The organism is Marivita sp. (assembly GCF_020055635.1).
Lineage (GTDB): Bacteria > Pseudomonadota > Alphaproteobacteria > Rhodobacterales > Rhodobacteraceae > Marivita.
In genome coordinates this window covers 83,808-96,722 of record NZ_JAIPUT010000002.1, presented here as the reverse complement: position 1 = coordinate 96,722, position 12,915 = coordinate 83,808, and the positions used below count along the sequence as shown (strand labels likewise).

The following is a 12,915-nucleotide window of genomic DNA, read 5'->3' as shown; positions in this document are numbered from 1 at the left end:
CGCCGTCATGAAGCATCGGCGGCGGACGGGCAGATGCCCGCCAGTTCTCGTTATGCGGCTTCCGGCGCGTCCTTGGCGCCCGTCATGAAGGCCACCGCATCGGACATGGTGTAGTCCTTGGGGTCGATCACGCACAGGCGCTTGCCCAGCCGGTGCACATGGATACGGTCGGCAACCTCGAACACGTGGGGCATGTTGTGGCTGATCAGGATGATCGGAATGCCCCGCGACTTCACGTCCTGAATGAGTTCCAGCACCTTGCGGCTTTCCTTGACCCCCAGGGCGGCGGTCGGTTCGTCAAGAATGATGACCTTCGATCCGAAGGCCGCGGCACGGGCCACGGCGACGCCCTGACGCTGACCACCGGACAGGGTTTCCACCGCCTGGTTGATGTTCTGGATCGTCATCAGCCCCAGTTCGGACAGCTTGTCGCGGGCCATCTTTTCCATTGCGGCGCGGTCCAGTTGGCGCAGCCACTTGCCGCGCCATCCGGATTTGCGGATCTCGCGGCCCATGAACATGTTGTCGGCGATCGACAGCGCCGGCGACATGGCAAGGGTCTGGTACACGGTTTCGATTCCCGCCGCCCGGGCTTCGATCGGGGTCGTGAAGCGCACCTCCTTGCCTTCAAGCGTCACGGTGCCCTCATCCGGGATGACCGCGCCGGACACCGCCTTGATGAGCGAGCTCTTGCCCGCCCCGTTGTCGCCGATCACGGCGAGGATCTCGCCGGGCATCAGGTCGAAATCGCAACGGTCCAGCGCGGTCACACGTCCATAGCGCTTGACCAGTCCGCGTCCTTTCAAGATCGGTTCCATCAGGCTGCCACCTTTCTGATCCACTGGTCCACGGCCACGGCGGCGATGATCAGCACACCGATCAAAAGGAACGTCCATTGCGCATCCGCGCCGGCCAGACGCAGGCCAAGGGTGAAGACACCGACGATCAACGCACCGAAGAAGGTGCCGAGGATCGACCCGCGCCCGCCAAAGAGCGAGATGCCTCCGATCACGACCGCCGTGATGCTTTCGATGTTCAGGAGTTGCCCCGATGTCGGCGACACCGACCCGATGCGCCCGATCAGGGCCCAGCCCGCGAAGGCGCAGATCAGACCCGCCAGCGCATAGACTGAAATCAGCGTGCTTTTGACGTTCACACCGGCCAGTTCCGCCGCTTCGGGATCATCCCCCACGGCATAGACGTGGCGGCCCCAGGCGGTGTGCCTCAGCACGAAAGCCAGAACCGCCACCAGCAGCACCATGAAGACGACCCCCATCGTGAACACAGCGCCACCGACCTCGAACTTGGCGCCCATCAGTTGCAACAGCGGCGCCTGTTCCGCGATTTCCTGCGAGCGGATGGTCTCGTTCTGGGAATAGAGGAAGTTCGCCGCCAGCACGATCTGCCACATGCCCAGCGTCACGATGAAGGGCGGCAGTTTCATCTGCGCGACCAGCCAGCCGTTGACCGCACCGATCCCGGTGCCGACCGCAAGCCCGCAGAGGACGGCGATGCCCGGCGGCAATCCGTAGCGAAACGCGAACTGCCCCATCACCACCGAGGAGATCACCGCAATCGCCCCGACGCTCAGGTCGATGCCCTTGGTCAGGATCACGAGAGACTGCGCAGCGGCGACGATGCCGACGATCTGGACCTGTTGCAGGATCAGCGTCAGCGCGAAGGGGGAAAAGAACCGCGATCCGAGGGCAAGGCCGAAGACGATGATGGCCGCGACCAGGACGATCAGGGGCACCAGCGCGGGGGTGGTGTGCAGGACGTGGTGAAAGCGGTCGATCAGGCTTTTGTCGCGCCCGGCGAAAGAGGCGATCTCGGCATTCGCCTTGCCGACAACCGTTTCGTAATTGTCTGATGGTGGCATGAGAGTCCTCCCTCACGAAGAAGCTGGCCGTTCTTGCGACAAGGGCGGGTCGATCCCCGCCCTTGTCACGATTGTTCAGTCAAGGCCGAGTCGGATCAACCCCAGCAGAGCTTCGTGCCTTCTTCGGTGTCGATGGACTCGATCCCGTCAACCGGCTGGTCCGTCACCAGAGCCACGCCGGTGTCGAAGAAATCCTTGCCGTCGGTCGCGGACGGCTTTGTGCCATCCGCGGCCCATGCGGCGATCGCTTCGATCCCCTTGGAGGCCATCAGCAGCGGGTATTGCTGAGAGGTCGCGCCGATCACGCCGTCCTTGACGTTCTGCACACCCGGGCAGCCACCGTCGACCGATACGATCAGCACGTCGTTTTCCCGACCGATGGCACGGAGCGCCTCATAGGCCCCGGCGGCGGCAGGTTCGTTGATGGTGTGCACCACGTTGATGGTCGGGTCCTGCGCAAGCAGGTTCTCCATCGCCCGGCGGCCACCCTCTTCGTTGCCCTGGGTCACGTCGCTGCCGACGATGCGCGGGTCTGTTTCGTCGCCGATCACGTTGGGATCGCCCAGGTCGATGCCGAAGCCCTGAAGGAAGCCCTGGTTGCGCAGCACGTCGACGGTCGGCTGGCTGACGGCAAGATCAAGCGTGCCGATGCGGGCATTTGCCGCCTCGTCGCCCAGCGCGGCGCGGGCCCACTGACCAATCAGTTCACCGGCAAGGAAGTTGTCGGTGGCGAATGTCATGTCTGCCGCGTCGATCGGATCAAGCGGTGTATCGAGCGCGATCACGAGGATGCCCGCATCGCGTGCCTGCTGGACGGCCGGAACGATGGACGAGGTGTCGGATGCGGTGAGCAGGATGCCCTTGGCACCGTTGGCGATGCAGGTTTCGATGGCCGCGACCTGTGTTTCGTGGTCGCCGTCGATCTTGCCGGCATAGCTGTTGAGCGTCATGCCCAGTTCTTCGGCCTTGGCAGTCGCGCCTTCGCGCATCTTGACGAAGAACGGGTTGGTGTCGGTTTTCGTGATCAGGCATGCGCTGACGCCGTGACCCGCGGCAAAGGCCGCACCGGACATGGACGCAAATGCAATCGCCGAGCTCAGCAGTAGTTTTTTCATGGTTTCCTCCCAGGAACACGTGCTTTCAGTCTTTCGGGCTGATGACAGCCCGCCCCCCTGCCTGCGGTTTTGCTACAGGTTGCAGGTAAAAAGGTCAGATATCCGGGTGCCTGTCAATAAATAAATAAACTTTATTTATTAAATATTCTCAGCCATCTTAAACTTGGATTCTTTCTGGATTAAGTTTGTCTTCATGGACGGTGGCAAAATCAGAGACGCGAGTGGCGGCGTAAATCAAAGCGGTGTGCGCAACTACAACGAACGCCTGCTGCTTTCGATGTTGCAGCGTCGCGGCGGCATGGCCGGGATCGAACTTGCCCGCCTGACCGGGCTGTCTCCGCAAACCGTGTCGGTGATCTTCCGCAAGCTTGAACAGGACGGGTTCCTGCGGCGCGGCGACCCGGTGCGCGGCAAGGTCGGCAAGCCGTCGATCCCGATGGAGCTGTCGCCGGACGGGGTGCTGTCGCTGGGACTCAAGATCGGACGCCGCAGCGCCGACCTGCTGCTGCTCGACTTCACCGGCAACGTCCGCGCACAGGTGTCGACCACCTATCCCTATCCCCTGCCCGATGACGTGTTCGCCTTTCTCGAAGGCGGGATGGAAACGCTGCTCGAAGACCTGCCGCCCGAAGCGCATGCCCGGCTTTGCGGCATCGGCATCGCCGCCCCGTTCGAGCTGTGGAAATGGAACGACCTTTTCGGCGCGCCGTCGCAGCGGTTCAAGTCGTGGAAAGACATCGATTTCGCGGAACAGGTGGCCCGGTTCACCGAGCTTCCGGTGTTTGCCATGAACGACGCCACCGCGGCCTGCCGGGCCGAACATCTTTATGGCGGCGCGCCGCGGTTCCGGGATTACGCCTACATCTTCATCGGGTCCTTCGTCGGCGGCGGCGTCGTCGTCAATGACACGGTGTTCGAGGGCAACCAGGGCAATGCCGGCGCGCTTGGGTCGCTGCGCAGCACCGGCCCGCTGGGCGAGAGCCAGCAACTGATCGACGTCGCGTCGATCCACCTGCTGGAAGGCCGACTTGTGCAGGCAGGCATCGACCCGCGTGTCCTTTGGCAGCAGCCGCAGGATTGGAGCGACCTGGCCCGCCATGTCGAGCCGTGGATCGGCGAGACCGCGCAGGAACTGGCCAAGGCGGCGCTGTCGGTCTGTGCCGTGATCGATTTCGAGGCCGTGCTGATCGACGGGGCCTTTCCCGCGACGGTGCGCGGCGAACTTGTCGAACGGGTCAGGCGCTATCTTGTCAACCAGGACACACGCGGGCTCATACCGCCGCAGATCCAGCCGGGACATATCGGCGGCAACGCCCGGGCAATCGGCGCGGCAAGCGGTCCGATCTTCACGCAGTTCCTGCTCAACAGGAACGCAGGGCTGGCGGTCGGTTGAGTCGGGTACGCTGATCCCGGTCTTTCCGGCCAGCCCCTATGCGCGTTCCACCAGCACCGAGCCCACGGAATAGCCCGCACCGAACGAGCAGATCACGCCGCGATCCCCCGGGTTCAGGTCGTCGGAATGTTTCGCAAAGGCGATGATCGACCCGGCAGAGGACGTGTTGGCGTAGTCCTGAAGGATATTCGGCTGTTCGCCCGCCTCGGGGGTGCGGCCAAGGATTTTCTTCCCGATGAAGTCGTTCATCGTCTTGTTCGCCTGATGCAGCCAGAGGCGCCGCAGGGTGTCGGCGGACCAGCCCGCGTCGGACAGGTGGCCGAGGACATGCGCGGACACCATCGGCAGGACTTCCTTGAACACCTTGCGGCCGTTCTGCATGAACTGCATGTCGCGACGGTCTTCCATCTGGTCATGGGTGCGGCGCAGGAAGCCGTTGTTGTTGCGGATGTTGTTCGAGAACTCGGTCGCGCAGCGGGTGCCGTGAATGGTGAAATGCGCCCCTTGGGCATCGGCCTCGGGTTCGATCACCACCGCCGTCGCCACATCCCCGAAGATGAAGTGGCAATCGCGGTCGCGCCATTCCAGATGCGCCGAACAGATCTCGGGATTCACCACGATGGCGCATCTGACCGACCCCGAGCGCACCATGTCGGCCGCCGCCTGGATGCCGAAGGTGGCCGAGGAGCAGGCCACGTTCATGTCAAAGGCAAAGCCCCCCGCCCCGATCAGGTTCTGGATTTCCACGGCAATCGCCGGATAGGCGCGTTCATGGTTCGACGCCGCACAGATCACCAGATCGACCTGCGACGCATCGCGCCCAGCCTGCGCCAGCGCCTTGGCGATCGCGTCCACGGCCATCTCGGCCATGAGCGACGGGCTTTCATCCGCCCGTGCGGGCAGGCGCGGAAACATGCGGTCGGGGTCGAGCACCCCGTCCTTGTCCATCACGTAGCGTTGCTCGATCCCCGAGGCCGAGAGGATGAAGTCGGCGCTTGAATGGGGCACCGGTTCGATCCGACCGGCGGCAATCGCATCGGCGTTTTCCGCGTTCACCCGGTCTGCATAGGCATTGAACGCGACGACGAGTTCGTCGTTGGTGATGACGTGCCGGGGCGTGAAGATGCCGCTTCCGGTGATGGCGGGCTGGATCATGGAATAGGTCCTCGGATGTGTGGCCCACCAGACGGCAGCTTGATCGGCCGGTCAAGTTTGACGCTGCGCGATTTGGGAACCTGTGGGGAATTCGGTGCGTTGCAAAAATAAAGGAGGCAGATATGGACCGCTTATCGATTATTCTTTCGCTGCTCAGCGGTGCGCTGATCAGCGGGTTTCTTGTAACAACCGCCTTTTCCATGGGCTACTACAATTGGTGGGTCATCGGTGGCGCGGTTGCCGTCGGCATGTTGATGGCGTGGCCAAGCGCCTATTACGTTTCGCGGCTGATCAAGAACCAGGATCCGCATTGGTCGCCCGACCGTGAGCGGATGGAATACGGGACGATCCCCCGCCGCAACGCCAAGGAAGTCTAGACGGCATTGGGGAGCGCTCTGCCTTCGGAGAACGCAATCGCGTTGTCGACGGCCATCATTCCCATCGCAGTCCTGACTTCCAATGCGGCCGTGCCGAGATGCGGCAGAAGCGTGACGTTTTCCATGTTTCGCAAGGCGTCCGGCACGTCGGGTTCGAATTCGTAGACATCGAGGCCCGCGCCCGCGATGTGCCCGGCTTCGAGCGCGGCGATCAGATCGTCCTCTTTCACCACATCGCCGCGCGCGATGTTCACCAGATGCGCGTGGGGTTTCAATGCGTGCAGGATTTCCGCGTCAATCAGATGACGCGTCTCGGGGCCTCCGGGCACGGCGATGACCAGAAAATCCACTTGGGCTGCCAGCTCGGTCAGAGACGCGATCTGCTCGGCCGGAAAATCGAGCTCTTTCGGAGACCGGTTGTAGAACCTGATCTTCATTCCGAAGCCGAAATGCGCCCGTTGCGCGATGGCCTTGCCGATCCGGCCCATGCCGACCACGCCCAGCGTCTTGCCGGACATGTGCAGGCCCAGAAGCTGGGTTGGATGCCAGCCCGTCCAGGTGCCGGCCCTTACCATGCGTTCGCCCTCCCCGGCGCGGCGGCAGGTCATCAGCATCAGCATCAGCGCGATATCCGCAGTCGCTTCGGTCACAGCGCCGGGCGTGTTGGTCACCTTGATTCCGGCCGCCTTGGCCGCCTGCGCGTCGATGTGATTGTAGCCGACGCCGAAATTCGCCAGCAGCCCGGCGCGCGGCTCCGGCACCGCGTCGAAGATATCGGCGCTGTAGATATCGCCCAGCGTCGGCAGCACGACATCGTAATCGGTCAGGCTCTGGATCAGGTCATCGCAGCTCAGCGGGGCGGTATCGTCCCGCACGGTGACATCGAAAATCCCTTGGGCCTTGGCAATGACCGGATCGGGAAGGTTGCGGGTGATCAGCAGTTTCAGCACAGGCGCGCTCCGTTCGGGGTGTCGATGTCAGGCACGGCCAGCACGATGGCGTCTTCTGCGTCGTGAAAGCCGAGAACCAGAGCTTCGGACATGAAGGGCCCGATCTGGCGCGGCGGGAAATTCACCACGCCCATGACCTGCTTGCCGACAAGTGTTTCGGGGTCGTAATGCGCGGTGATCTGCGCCGAGGATTTCTTGACGCCGATCTCGTCACCGTAATCGACCCAGAGCTTGATCGCGGGTTTGCGAGCCTCGGGAAACGGCTCGGCGCGGGTGATCGTGCCGACGCGGATATCCACCTTCATGAAGTCATCGAACGTGATCTCAGCCATTTGCAAGCTCCCTGGACCGCGTTGTGGCCGCGTCGATCGTCCTGGCGATCAGCGGCGGCAGGCCAGCGTCCTCGTCCATCAGCACGTCGAGACCCGCCTGTGTCGTGCCATTCGGGCTGGTCACGTTGACCCGCAACTGGCTCGGGGTCTCGTCTGCCTGCATCGCCAGCGCCCCGGCACCCGCAACGGTGGCCTTGGCCAAGGTCATGGCAAGGTCAGGCGCCAATCCCTGCGCCTCGCCGGCGCGGGCCAGGCATTCGATCATGTGGAACACATAGGCCGGGCCGGACCCGCTCAGGCCGGTGACGGCATCCATCTGGTCCTCGGTCTCGAGCCGCACGGTCTGGCCGATGGCCGACAGGAGCGTTTCGGCCATCTGCACCTGCTCTTCGGACACATGGCCGTTCCCGATGATCGCGGTGATCCCCTGCTTGACGGCGGCGGGCGTGTTGGGAATGGACCGGATCACCGGCGTGGCATCGCCGAGCATCTTTTCGTAACTGGCGATGGTGATGCCTGCGGCGACCGACAGGAAGGTCGTATCGCCGTTGCCCAGAGGTTTCAGCGTCGGCAGCGCGTCGCGCATCATCTGCGGTTTGACAGCGACCAGAACGATGGCCGGACTGTCCGGCAGGTCTTGGTTAAGGTGCACACCCTGCGCCTGCACCCAGTCGGAGGGCTTCGGATCGGCCACCCAGACCGAACTGGCGGGCAACCCTCCGGCCAGCCAGCCCTCGAGCATGGCCGACCCCATCTTGCCACAGCCCAGAAGAACCAGGCCGCGTCTTGCGATTTCGGAATTCTGCATGATGCCCCCTTTCGCAGTGCGATCGGGGGCCAGTGTTACGCGCGCCCGTAAGCCTCTGCAATGGCGACCTCGAGAGCATGTTTCGCGGTCCGGTTCCCCCAGGCGACAAGCTGGAACGCCGGGTAATAGCGTTCGGCGCTCATCACGGCGCAGTTGATCATCGTGTCGATCTGTTCGGCACTGGCGACATTGCCGCCCGCAAGCACCAGACCATAGCGATAGACCATCAGCTTGGCCTCTTCCCAATAGGTAAAGGCCCCGGCCCAGCACTGGTCATTGACCGCGTTCAGGCTTTCGTAAAGGGCAGGCAGCCTGTCTTGCGGGGGCTCCATGTCGAAGGTGCAGATCAGCCGCAGGGTCTCGTCATAGGGTGACCAGGCCAGCGTTATGGAATACGTACGCCACTGGCCTTCCACCGCCATCGCGATCTGGTCTTCCGCAATCCGGTCGAAATCCCAATCGTGATGGTTGGCTATATGCTCGACGATGTCGATCGGATGGATGTCGTCTTCAAGATACTGCTCGGACAGGGCCATGATGCCGCCTCCTGTTGCCTGTGCGGAAAGGCAGGGGCCACCCAACCTTTCGATGCCTGCTCTAGGGGCTGCGTCGTTCCGCTCGTCCCCTACAACATATGCTGCATGCGCACGCTGCTTGCGGCAAGCAATATTTGGGGGATAAGCCCAATAAGTTGTGGAGAAGTCCACTCAATGTGGTGAGCGCGAATAGTGCCACTATCCATTGTGAAAATCACGCCAAATCGTGCCGACGCTGCAGCGCCGCGTCCCTGTGCGGCGCGGACGCCGCAGTTCCGCATCGAACGACGCTCTGGCGCGGCCTGACGCTCTGCCGGTTTCCTGAGCACCGATGCCACACCGCGCCAGGTCCCGTGTTTCTCCGGTTCCAAAATATCCCGGGGGAGGCGCCCACAGGCGACGGGGGCAGCGCCCCCCTTTTTCGTCAACGAAAAAGGGACGATGCGTCTTCGCATCGTCCCCCGGTCGGATTGGCGCAGCCAATTCGAAAACAGCCGCTCAGTTCAGCGAGGACATGAAGTCGTTCACCTCGGTCAGCGAGATGTATTTCTGCTCTTCGATGCCGTTTTCCGAGAAGGTCCAGGTGACGGCAGGTGCCGACACGTCGCCGTTCTTGTCGAACTGCACATTGCCGGTCGCACCCTGGTAGGACACCGTGCCGCCGCCATCGAGCACCTCCTTCGCCTTGGCGAAGCCTTCGGCATCCGCCGTCACCGGCGTTCCATCCGGGTCGGTGATGGCCCCCACCTTGGCCGCGATGTCCGCGCCCGTGGCGCCTTCGCCGGCGGCATGCATCGCCAGGAGCGCGATCATCGTCGCGTCATAGCTGTTGGCCAGGCCCGGACCGTTGGGCGGGCCATCGAATTGCGCGGTGTAAGCCGCGACAAAGGCGTCTGCGGACTCGGTGCGCGGGGACGCGGTGTCGGTACCGGTGAAATTCCCGAGGTATTGCAGGCCGACATTGTCGCGGAATTCATCGGATCGCAGCGCGTTCGCGGCGATCATGTTCTGCGCGCCCCCAAGCGAGATCCATTCGCGCACGACCTGCGTGCCCTCTTTCGGGTAGAGCGCCATGTAGATCGCGTCCGGGTTGCCCTTGAGCGCCTCGGTCACTTCGGCCCGGTAGGACGCCTGCCCGTCATTGATGGCGATGGACGCCGTCACGTCGATGCCCAGGGACGCGAGGTCGTCGGCCACCAGGCCGCCGATGTCCTGCCCCCAATCGTCATTCTTGTAGAACACGGCGACCGATCCGTAGCCCTTTTCCTGCGCAACCATCGCGCCGACCGCGGCCTGGACACCGGATGTCGCGAAGGTGCGGTAGAACAGGCCGTCGGTCTTGCCGTCTTCGGACAACACCGTGAACGCGGTCGAGGAGGAGCAGCAGGACATCTGCATCACGCCCGCAGGCACCGTGACCGATGTCAGGATCGGCATGGACACACCCGAGGATACCGCGCCCAGAAGCAGTTGCACCCCGTCAAGATCGACCAGCGCCTTGGCCGCGTCGACGCCGACCTTGGGATCGACCTGCGTATCGCGCAGCACCATCTCGATCTGGCAGCCGGCAACGCCGCCGGTTTCATTGGCGATGTCCACCACATATTGCGCGGTGGCGGCGATGGGTTTGCCCCAATCGACCGACGTGGGCAGCACCGCCCCGATCTTTGTGGTGCATTCCTGCGCCGCCGCGTCGGTGGCGAGGCTGGCAAAGCCCGCAGCAAGCCCCAGTGCTAGGGCCGATGTCTTAAATCCGTTCATGTTCGTAACTCCCTGTTGTTCATTTTCTGGACGGTTCTCATTTGTCTTTGGCCGATTGCGACACGACCAGCTTTTCCGGAAACAGCCCTTGCGGGCGCCACATCAGCATTCCCACGATGACAAGGCCGATCAGCACGAACTGGATCGACCCGGTATAAAGCTGCACGTCCATCGGCGCAAAGCGCGACAGCGCCCAGCCGCTGGCCGTCCATGCGGCCCAGATCAGGAATGTCCCCATCACCGCGCCCTTGTTGTTGCCCGCGCCGCCGACGATCAGCATCGCCCAGATCTGGAATGTCAGGATCGGCAGCACGTCCTGTGGGCTGATGAAGGCATAAAACGTGGCGTAGAGTCCACCGGCAAGGCCCATGATGACCGAACCGGCGACAAAGGCGGTCAGACGGATGCGGGACGGAGACTTGCCAAGCGACCGCGCCGCGGTCTCGTCTTCGCGGATGGCCCGAAGCAGACGGCCGAAAGGCGACGCGATCAGGCGTTCGAGAAACAGGTAGATGCCGATCAGCACGACCAGCACGAAGGCCAGAAAGGCAAGGTTGTAGCTGAACCCGTTGCCCAGCGCGTCGCGCAGGGGGCGTTCGAACCCCCGGATGCCCTGCGCGCCACCCAGCCAGTCGGAATTGCGCATCACGGTCTCGAAGGCAACCGCGACGCCGAAGGTGGCGATCGCCAGGTAGTCGTGTCTGAGCCGGAGCGTCAGCAGCCCGACGACCCACGCGACGATCCCGGAAATGACCATGCCGCCCAGAAGCGCGATCAGGTATGGCAGTTCGAACCCGCCCATCTGACCCGCCTGCGGTGTGCCGCCAAGGATCAGCGTGCCGTAAGCCCCCGCCCCGAAGAACGCGACAACGCCGCCATTGAACAGGCCCGTGTTGCCCCATTGCAGGTTCAGCCCGAGCACCGCGATCGACAGGATCGACGCGACCGTGGCGAAGAACACGAGGTAGGAAATCACACCGATCATGTGCGCTCTTCCCCGAAGAGGCCATGCGGGCGCACGATCAGCACTGCGAGGATGATCAGGAAGGGCACCGCCGGGCTGTAACCCGAGGGCAGGATCACCAGCGCGAGGTTGGAGGCAAGGCCGACGATGAACCCGCCCAGCACGGCTCCGTAGATGCTGCCGATGCCGCCGACGATGGTGGCGGCAAAGATCGGCAGGACAAGATCGCGCCCCAGCACCGGGTTGATCTGGTTTGTCAGGCCGTAGAACACCCCCGCCGCCGCCGCCAGCCCGCCGCCGATCAGCCAGATGAGCACGATCATGCGGCTCAGGTTGATGCCCGACACCTGAGCGAGGCTGGGGTTTTCGGCCACCGCGCGCAGCGCATAGCCGAAGGTCGTGCGCGACAGGATGACATGCAGGATGACCATGATCAGCAGCGCCGCCACCAGTGTGAAGACCTGATCCGGCTTGATCAGCAGGAACGGATCGCGACTGACCACGATGGCGAAGACGATGTCCTGACTGTAAAGCTTGGGGCTCAGCCCGAAGATCAGACCAAGGATATTTCGGATGATCATGGCGACGCCGAAGGAGGCGAAGACCATCGACAGCTCGCCTCCCTTGGCGCGGACGCGCTTGAACACCAGCCTGTCGATCAGCACCGCCGACACCCCGGTCAGCGCCATCGAGATCAGGATCGCGATGGACAGCGACCATGTCAGCGACAAGGGCGGGATCGCCTCGGCCAGCGCCGGGTGGATCGCGCCGAACAGACCGTCGAACACCAGCGCGGCATAGGCCCCGATGGACAGGAGTTCGGCATGCGAGAAATTGGCGAAACGCAGCATGTGCATCGCCATCGTCAGGCCAATCGCCCCCAGCGACAGGATCGACCCGACCAGCACTCCGTCGACAAGGTTCTGGATCATGCCGGTGCCACCCGTTTGCCACCAAGATAGATCTGGCCCACCACCGGATCGTTCAGCAGATCCTGCGCCGCGCCGTCGACCTGGTTGCGGCCATCGGCAAGGATGTAGCACTGATCCGCCAGTCGCAGCGCCTGTTTGACGTTCTGTTCCACCAGCAGGATCGTGACGCCATTCTCGGTCAGCGCGCGCGTGTATTCCAGGACCTCTTGCGCGGCCTTGGGCGACAGACCGGCCGACGGTTCGTCCATCAGGATCACCGACGGATTGATCGCGAGCGCCATGGCGACGGCGAGGAACTGCCGTTGCCCGCCGGACAAGGCGCCTGCCTTTTCGGCCTGCTTGTCGGCAAGGGCGGGGAATTGCGCGAAAAGGGCGTCGCGTCGCGCCGCCGCTTCTTTCCCGGCATTGCGCAAGACAAGGTCGAGATTCTGCCGGATCGTCAGCGACCGGAAGATATTGTCGGATTGCGGCACATAGGCCACGCCCAGCGCGCCCATCCGGTCGGGTCGGGGATTGGTGATCTTCTGCCCGTGCAGCGAGACCGTCCCCGAGGACACCGGCACCAGCCCGGCAATGGCCTTGATCAGCGTGGATTTGCCCGCCCCGTTCGGGCCGATGATCACCGTGACCCTGGCGGTCTCGGCGGTCAGGGACACGCTCTTGAGGATCGGCAGGTCAGGCACGTACCCGGCGACGATATCCTTTGCCACCAG

At 63.4% G+C, this 12,915-nt stretch carries 14 protein-coding genes; 2 read left to right on the top strand and 12 right to left on the bottom strand.

Translation table 11 applies throughout. From position 1 onward, the window contains the following. Positions 1–50 precede the first annotated feature (50 nt). The 3 genes from LCF60_RS01695 to LCF60_RS01685 all read right to left on the bottom strand — a co-directional run bounded on the left by LCF60_RS01695 (position 51) and on the right by LCF60_RS01685 (position 2,994). On the bottom strand, positions 51–818 hold the full coding sequence (locus tag LCF60_RS01695) for an ATP-binding cassette domain-containing protein (protein ID WP_292289281.1): 768 nt from the start codon (positions 816–818) through the stop codon (positions 51–53). After that, positions 818–1,879: an ABC transporter permease gene (locus tag LCF60_RS01690; RefSeq protein ID WP_292289280.1), complete on the bottom strand. Its 1,062-nt coding sequence runs from the start codon at positions 1,877–1,879 to the stop codon at positions 818–820. Before LCF60_RS01690 ends, LCF60_RS01695 begins: the two co-directional genes overlap by 1 nt. A 95-nt stretch (positions 1,880–1,974) precedes the next feature. Then, positions 1,975–2,994: a sugar ABC transporter substrate-binding protein gene (locus LCF60_RS01685; RefSeq protein ID WP_292289279.1), complete on the bottom strand. Its 1,020-nt coding sequence runs from the start codon at positions 2,992–2,994 to the stop codon at positions 1,975–1,977. Positions 2,995–3,187: 193 nt separating this feature from the next. Between LCF60_RS01685 and LCF60_RS01680 the strand changes: the two genes are divergently transcribed. Continuing rightward, positions 3,188–4,387, top strand: coding sequence for an ROK family transcriptional regulator (locus tag LCF60_RS01680; protein WP_292289278.1), 1,200 nt, complete (start codon positions 3,188–3,190; stop codon positions 4,385–4,387). 36 nt (positions 4,388–4,423) lie between these two features. On the opposite strand, the gene LCF60_RS01675 is transcribed toward LCF60_RS01680, so the two are convergent. Beyond that, positions 4,424–5,542 (bottom strand): beta-ketoacyl-ACP synthase III, encoded by a 1,119-nt coding sequence (locus tag LCF60_RS01675; protein ID WP_292289277.1) that lies wholly within the window; start codon positions 5,540–5,542, stop codon positions 4,424–4,426. A 122-nt stretch (positions 5,543–5,664) separates the two neighbouring features. On the opposite strand from LCF60_RS01675, the gene LCF60_RS01670 reads away from it, so the two are divergent. Beyond that, positions 5,665–5,919: a hypothetical protein gene (locus LCF60_RS01670; RefSeq protein ID WP_292289276.1), complete on the top strand. Its 255-nt coding sequence runs from the start codon at positions 5,665–5,667 to the stop codon at positions 5,917–5,919. Here the strand turns inward: LCF60_RS01670 and LCF60_RS01665 are convergent. The 8 genes from LCF60_RS01665 to LCF60_RS01630 form a co-directional block, all read right to left on the bottom strand. Further along, a complete protein-coding gene (locus tag LCF60_RS01665) occupies positions 5,916–6,866 on the bottom strand; it encodes a D-glycerate dehydrogenase (protein WP_292289383.1) in 951 nt (316 codons plus the stop codon). The genes LCF60_RS01670 and LCF60_RS01665 overlap by 4 nt on opposite strands. Then, positions 6,863–7,201, bottom strand: coding sequence for a tRNA-binding protein (locus tag LCF60_RS01660; protein WP_292289275.1), 339 nt, complete (start codon positions 7,199–7,201; stop codon positions 6,863–6,865). Before LCF60_RS01660 ends, LCF60_RS01665 begins: the two co-directional genes overlap by 4 nt. Beyond that, on the bottom strand, positions 7,194–8,009 hold the full coding sequence (gene proC, locus LCF60_RS01655; RefSeq protein WP_292289274.1) for a pyrroline-5-carboxylate reductase: 816 nt from the start codon (positions 8,007–8,009) through the stop codon (positions 7,194–7,196). Before proC ends, LCF60_RS01660 begins: the two co-directional genes overlap by 8 nt. A gap of 35 nt (positions 8,010–8,044) precedes the next feature. After that, a complete protein-coding gene (locus tag LCF60_RS01650) occupies positions 8,045–8,545 on the bottom strand; it encodes a YbjN domain-containing protein (RefSeq protein WP_292289273.1) in 501 nt (166 codons plus the stop codon). Positions 8,546–9,043: 498 nt separating this feature from the next. Continuing rightward, positions 9,044–10,306 carry an ABC transporter substrate-binding protein gene (locus tag LCF60_RS01645; protein WP_292289272.1) on the bottom strand — a complete coding sequence of 421 codons (1,263 nt, stop codon included), beginning with the start codon at positions 10,304–10,306 and terminating at the stop codon, positions 9,044–9,046. A gap of 37 nt (positions 10,307–10,343) precedes the next feature. Next, positions 10,344–11,291: a branched-chain amino acid ABC transporter permease gene (locus tag LCF60_RS01640; protein WP_292289271.1), complete on the bottom strand. Its 948-nt coding sequence runs from the start codon at positions 11,289–11,291 to the stop codon at positions 10,344–10,346. Further along, the gene (locus tag LCF60_RS01635; protein ID WP_292289270.1) at positions 11,288–12,202 is read right to left on the bottom strand and encodes a branched-chain amino acid ABC transporter permease; all 915 of its coding nucleotides are present in this window, start codon (positions 12,200–12,202) and stop codon (positions 11,288–11,290) included. The genes LCF60_RS01640 and LCF60_RS01635 overlap by 4 nt, the downstream gene beginning before the upstream one ends. Then, positions 12,199–12,912 (bottom strand): ABC transporter ATP-binding protein, encoded by a 714-nt coding sequence (locus LCF60_RS01630; RefSeq protein ID WP_292289269.1) that lies wholly within the window; start codon positions 12,910–12,912, stop codon positions 12,199–12,201. The genes LCF60_RS01635 and LCF60_RS01630 overlap by 4 nt, the downstream gene beginning before the upstream one ends. Between the last annotated feature and the right edge of the window lie 3 nt (positions 12,913–12,915).

What these genes read in the sequence shown, in the direction of transcription:
- LCF60_RS01695 (WP_292289281.1), bottom strand. Translation starts at nt 818, where the DNA reads ATGGAACCGATCTTGAAAGGACGCGGACTGGTCAAGCGCTATGGACGT.
- proC (WP_292289274.1), bottom strand. Translation starts at nt 8,009, where the DNA reads ATGCAGAATTCCGAAATCGCAAGACGCGGCCTGGTTCTTCTGGGCTGT.
- LCF60_RS01650 (WP_292289273.1), bottom strand. Translation starts at nt 8,545, where the DNA reads ATGGCCCTGTCCGAGCAGTATCTTGAAGACGACATCCATCCGATCGAC.
- LCF60_RS01690 (WP_292289280.1), bottom strand. Translation starts at nt 1,879, where the DNA reads ATGCCACCATCAGACAATTACGAAACGGTTGTCGGCAAGGCGAATGCC.
- LCF60_RS01640 (WP_292289271.1), bottom strand. Translation starts at nt 11,291, where the DNA reads ATGATCGGTGTGATTTCCTACCTCGTGTTCTTCGCCACGGTCGCGTCG.
- LCF60_RS01675 (WP_292289277.1), bottom strand. Translation starts at nt 5,542, where the DNA reads ATGATCCAGCCCGCCATCACCGGAAGCGGCATCTTCACGCCCCGGCAC.
- LCF60_RS01680 (WP_292289278.1), top strand. Translation starts at nt 3,188, where the DNA reads ATGGACGGTGGCAAAATCAGAGACGCGAGTGGCGGCGTAAATCAAAGC.
- LCF60_RS01635 (WP_292289270.1), bottom strand. Translation starts at nt 12,202, where the DNA reads ATGATCCAGAACCTTGTCGACGGAGTGCTGGTCGGGTCGATCCTGTCG.
- LCF60_RS01645 (WP_292289272.1), bottom strand. Translation starts at nt 10,306, where the DNA reads ATGAACGGATTTAAGACATCGGCCCTAGCACTGGGGCTTGCTGCGGGC.
- LCF60_RS01685 (WP_292289279.1), bottom strand. Translation starts at nt 2,994, where the DNA reads ATGAAAAAACTACTGCTGAGCTCGGCGATTGCATTTGCGTCCATGTCC.
- LCF60_RS01670 (WP_292289276.1), top strand. Translation starts at nt 5,665, where the DNA reads ATGGACCGCTTATCGATTATTCTTTCGCTGCTCAGCGGTGCGCTGATC.
- LCF60_RS01660 (WP_292289275.1), bottom strand. Translation starts at nt 7,201, where the DNA reads ATGGCTGAGATCACGTTCGATGACTTCATGAAGGTGGATATCCGCGTC.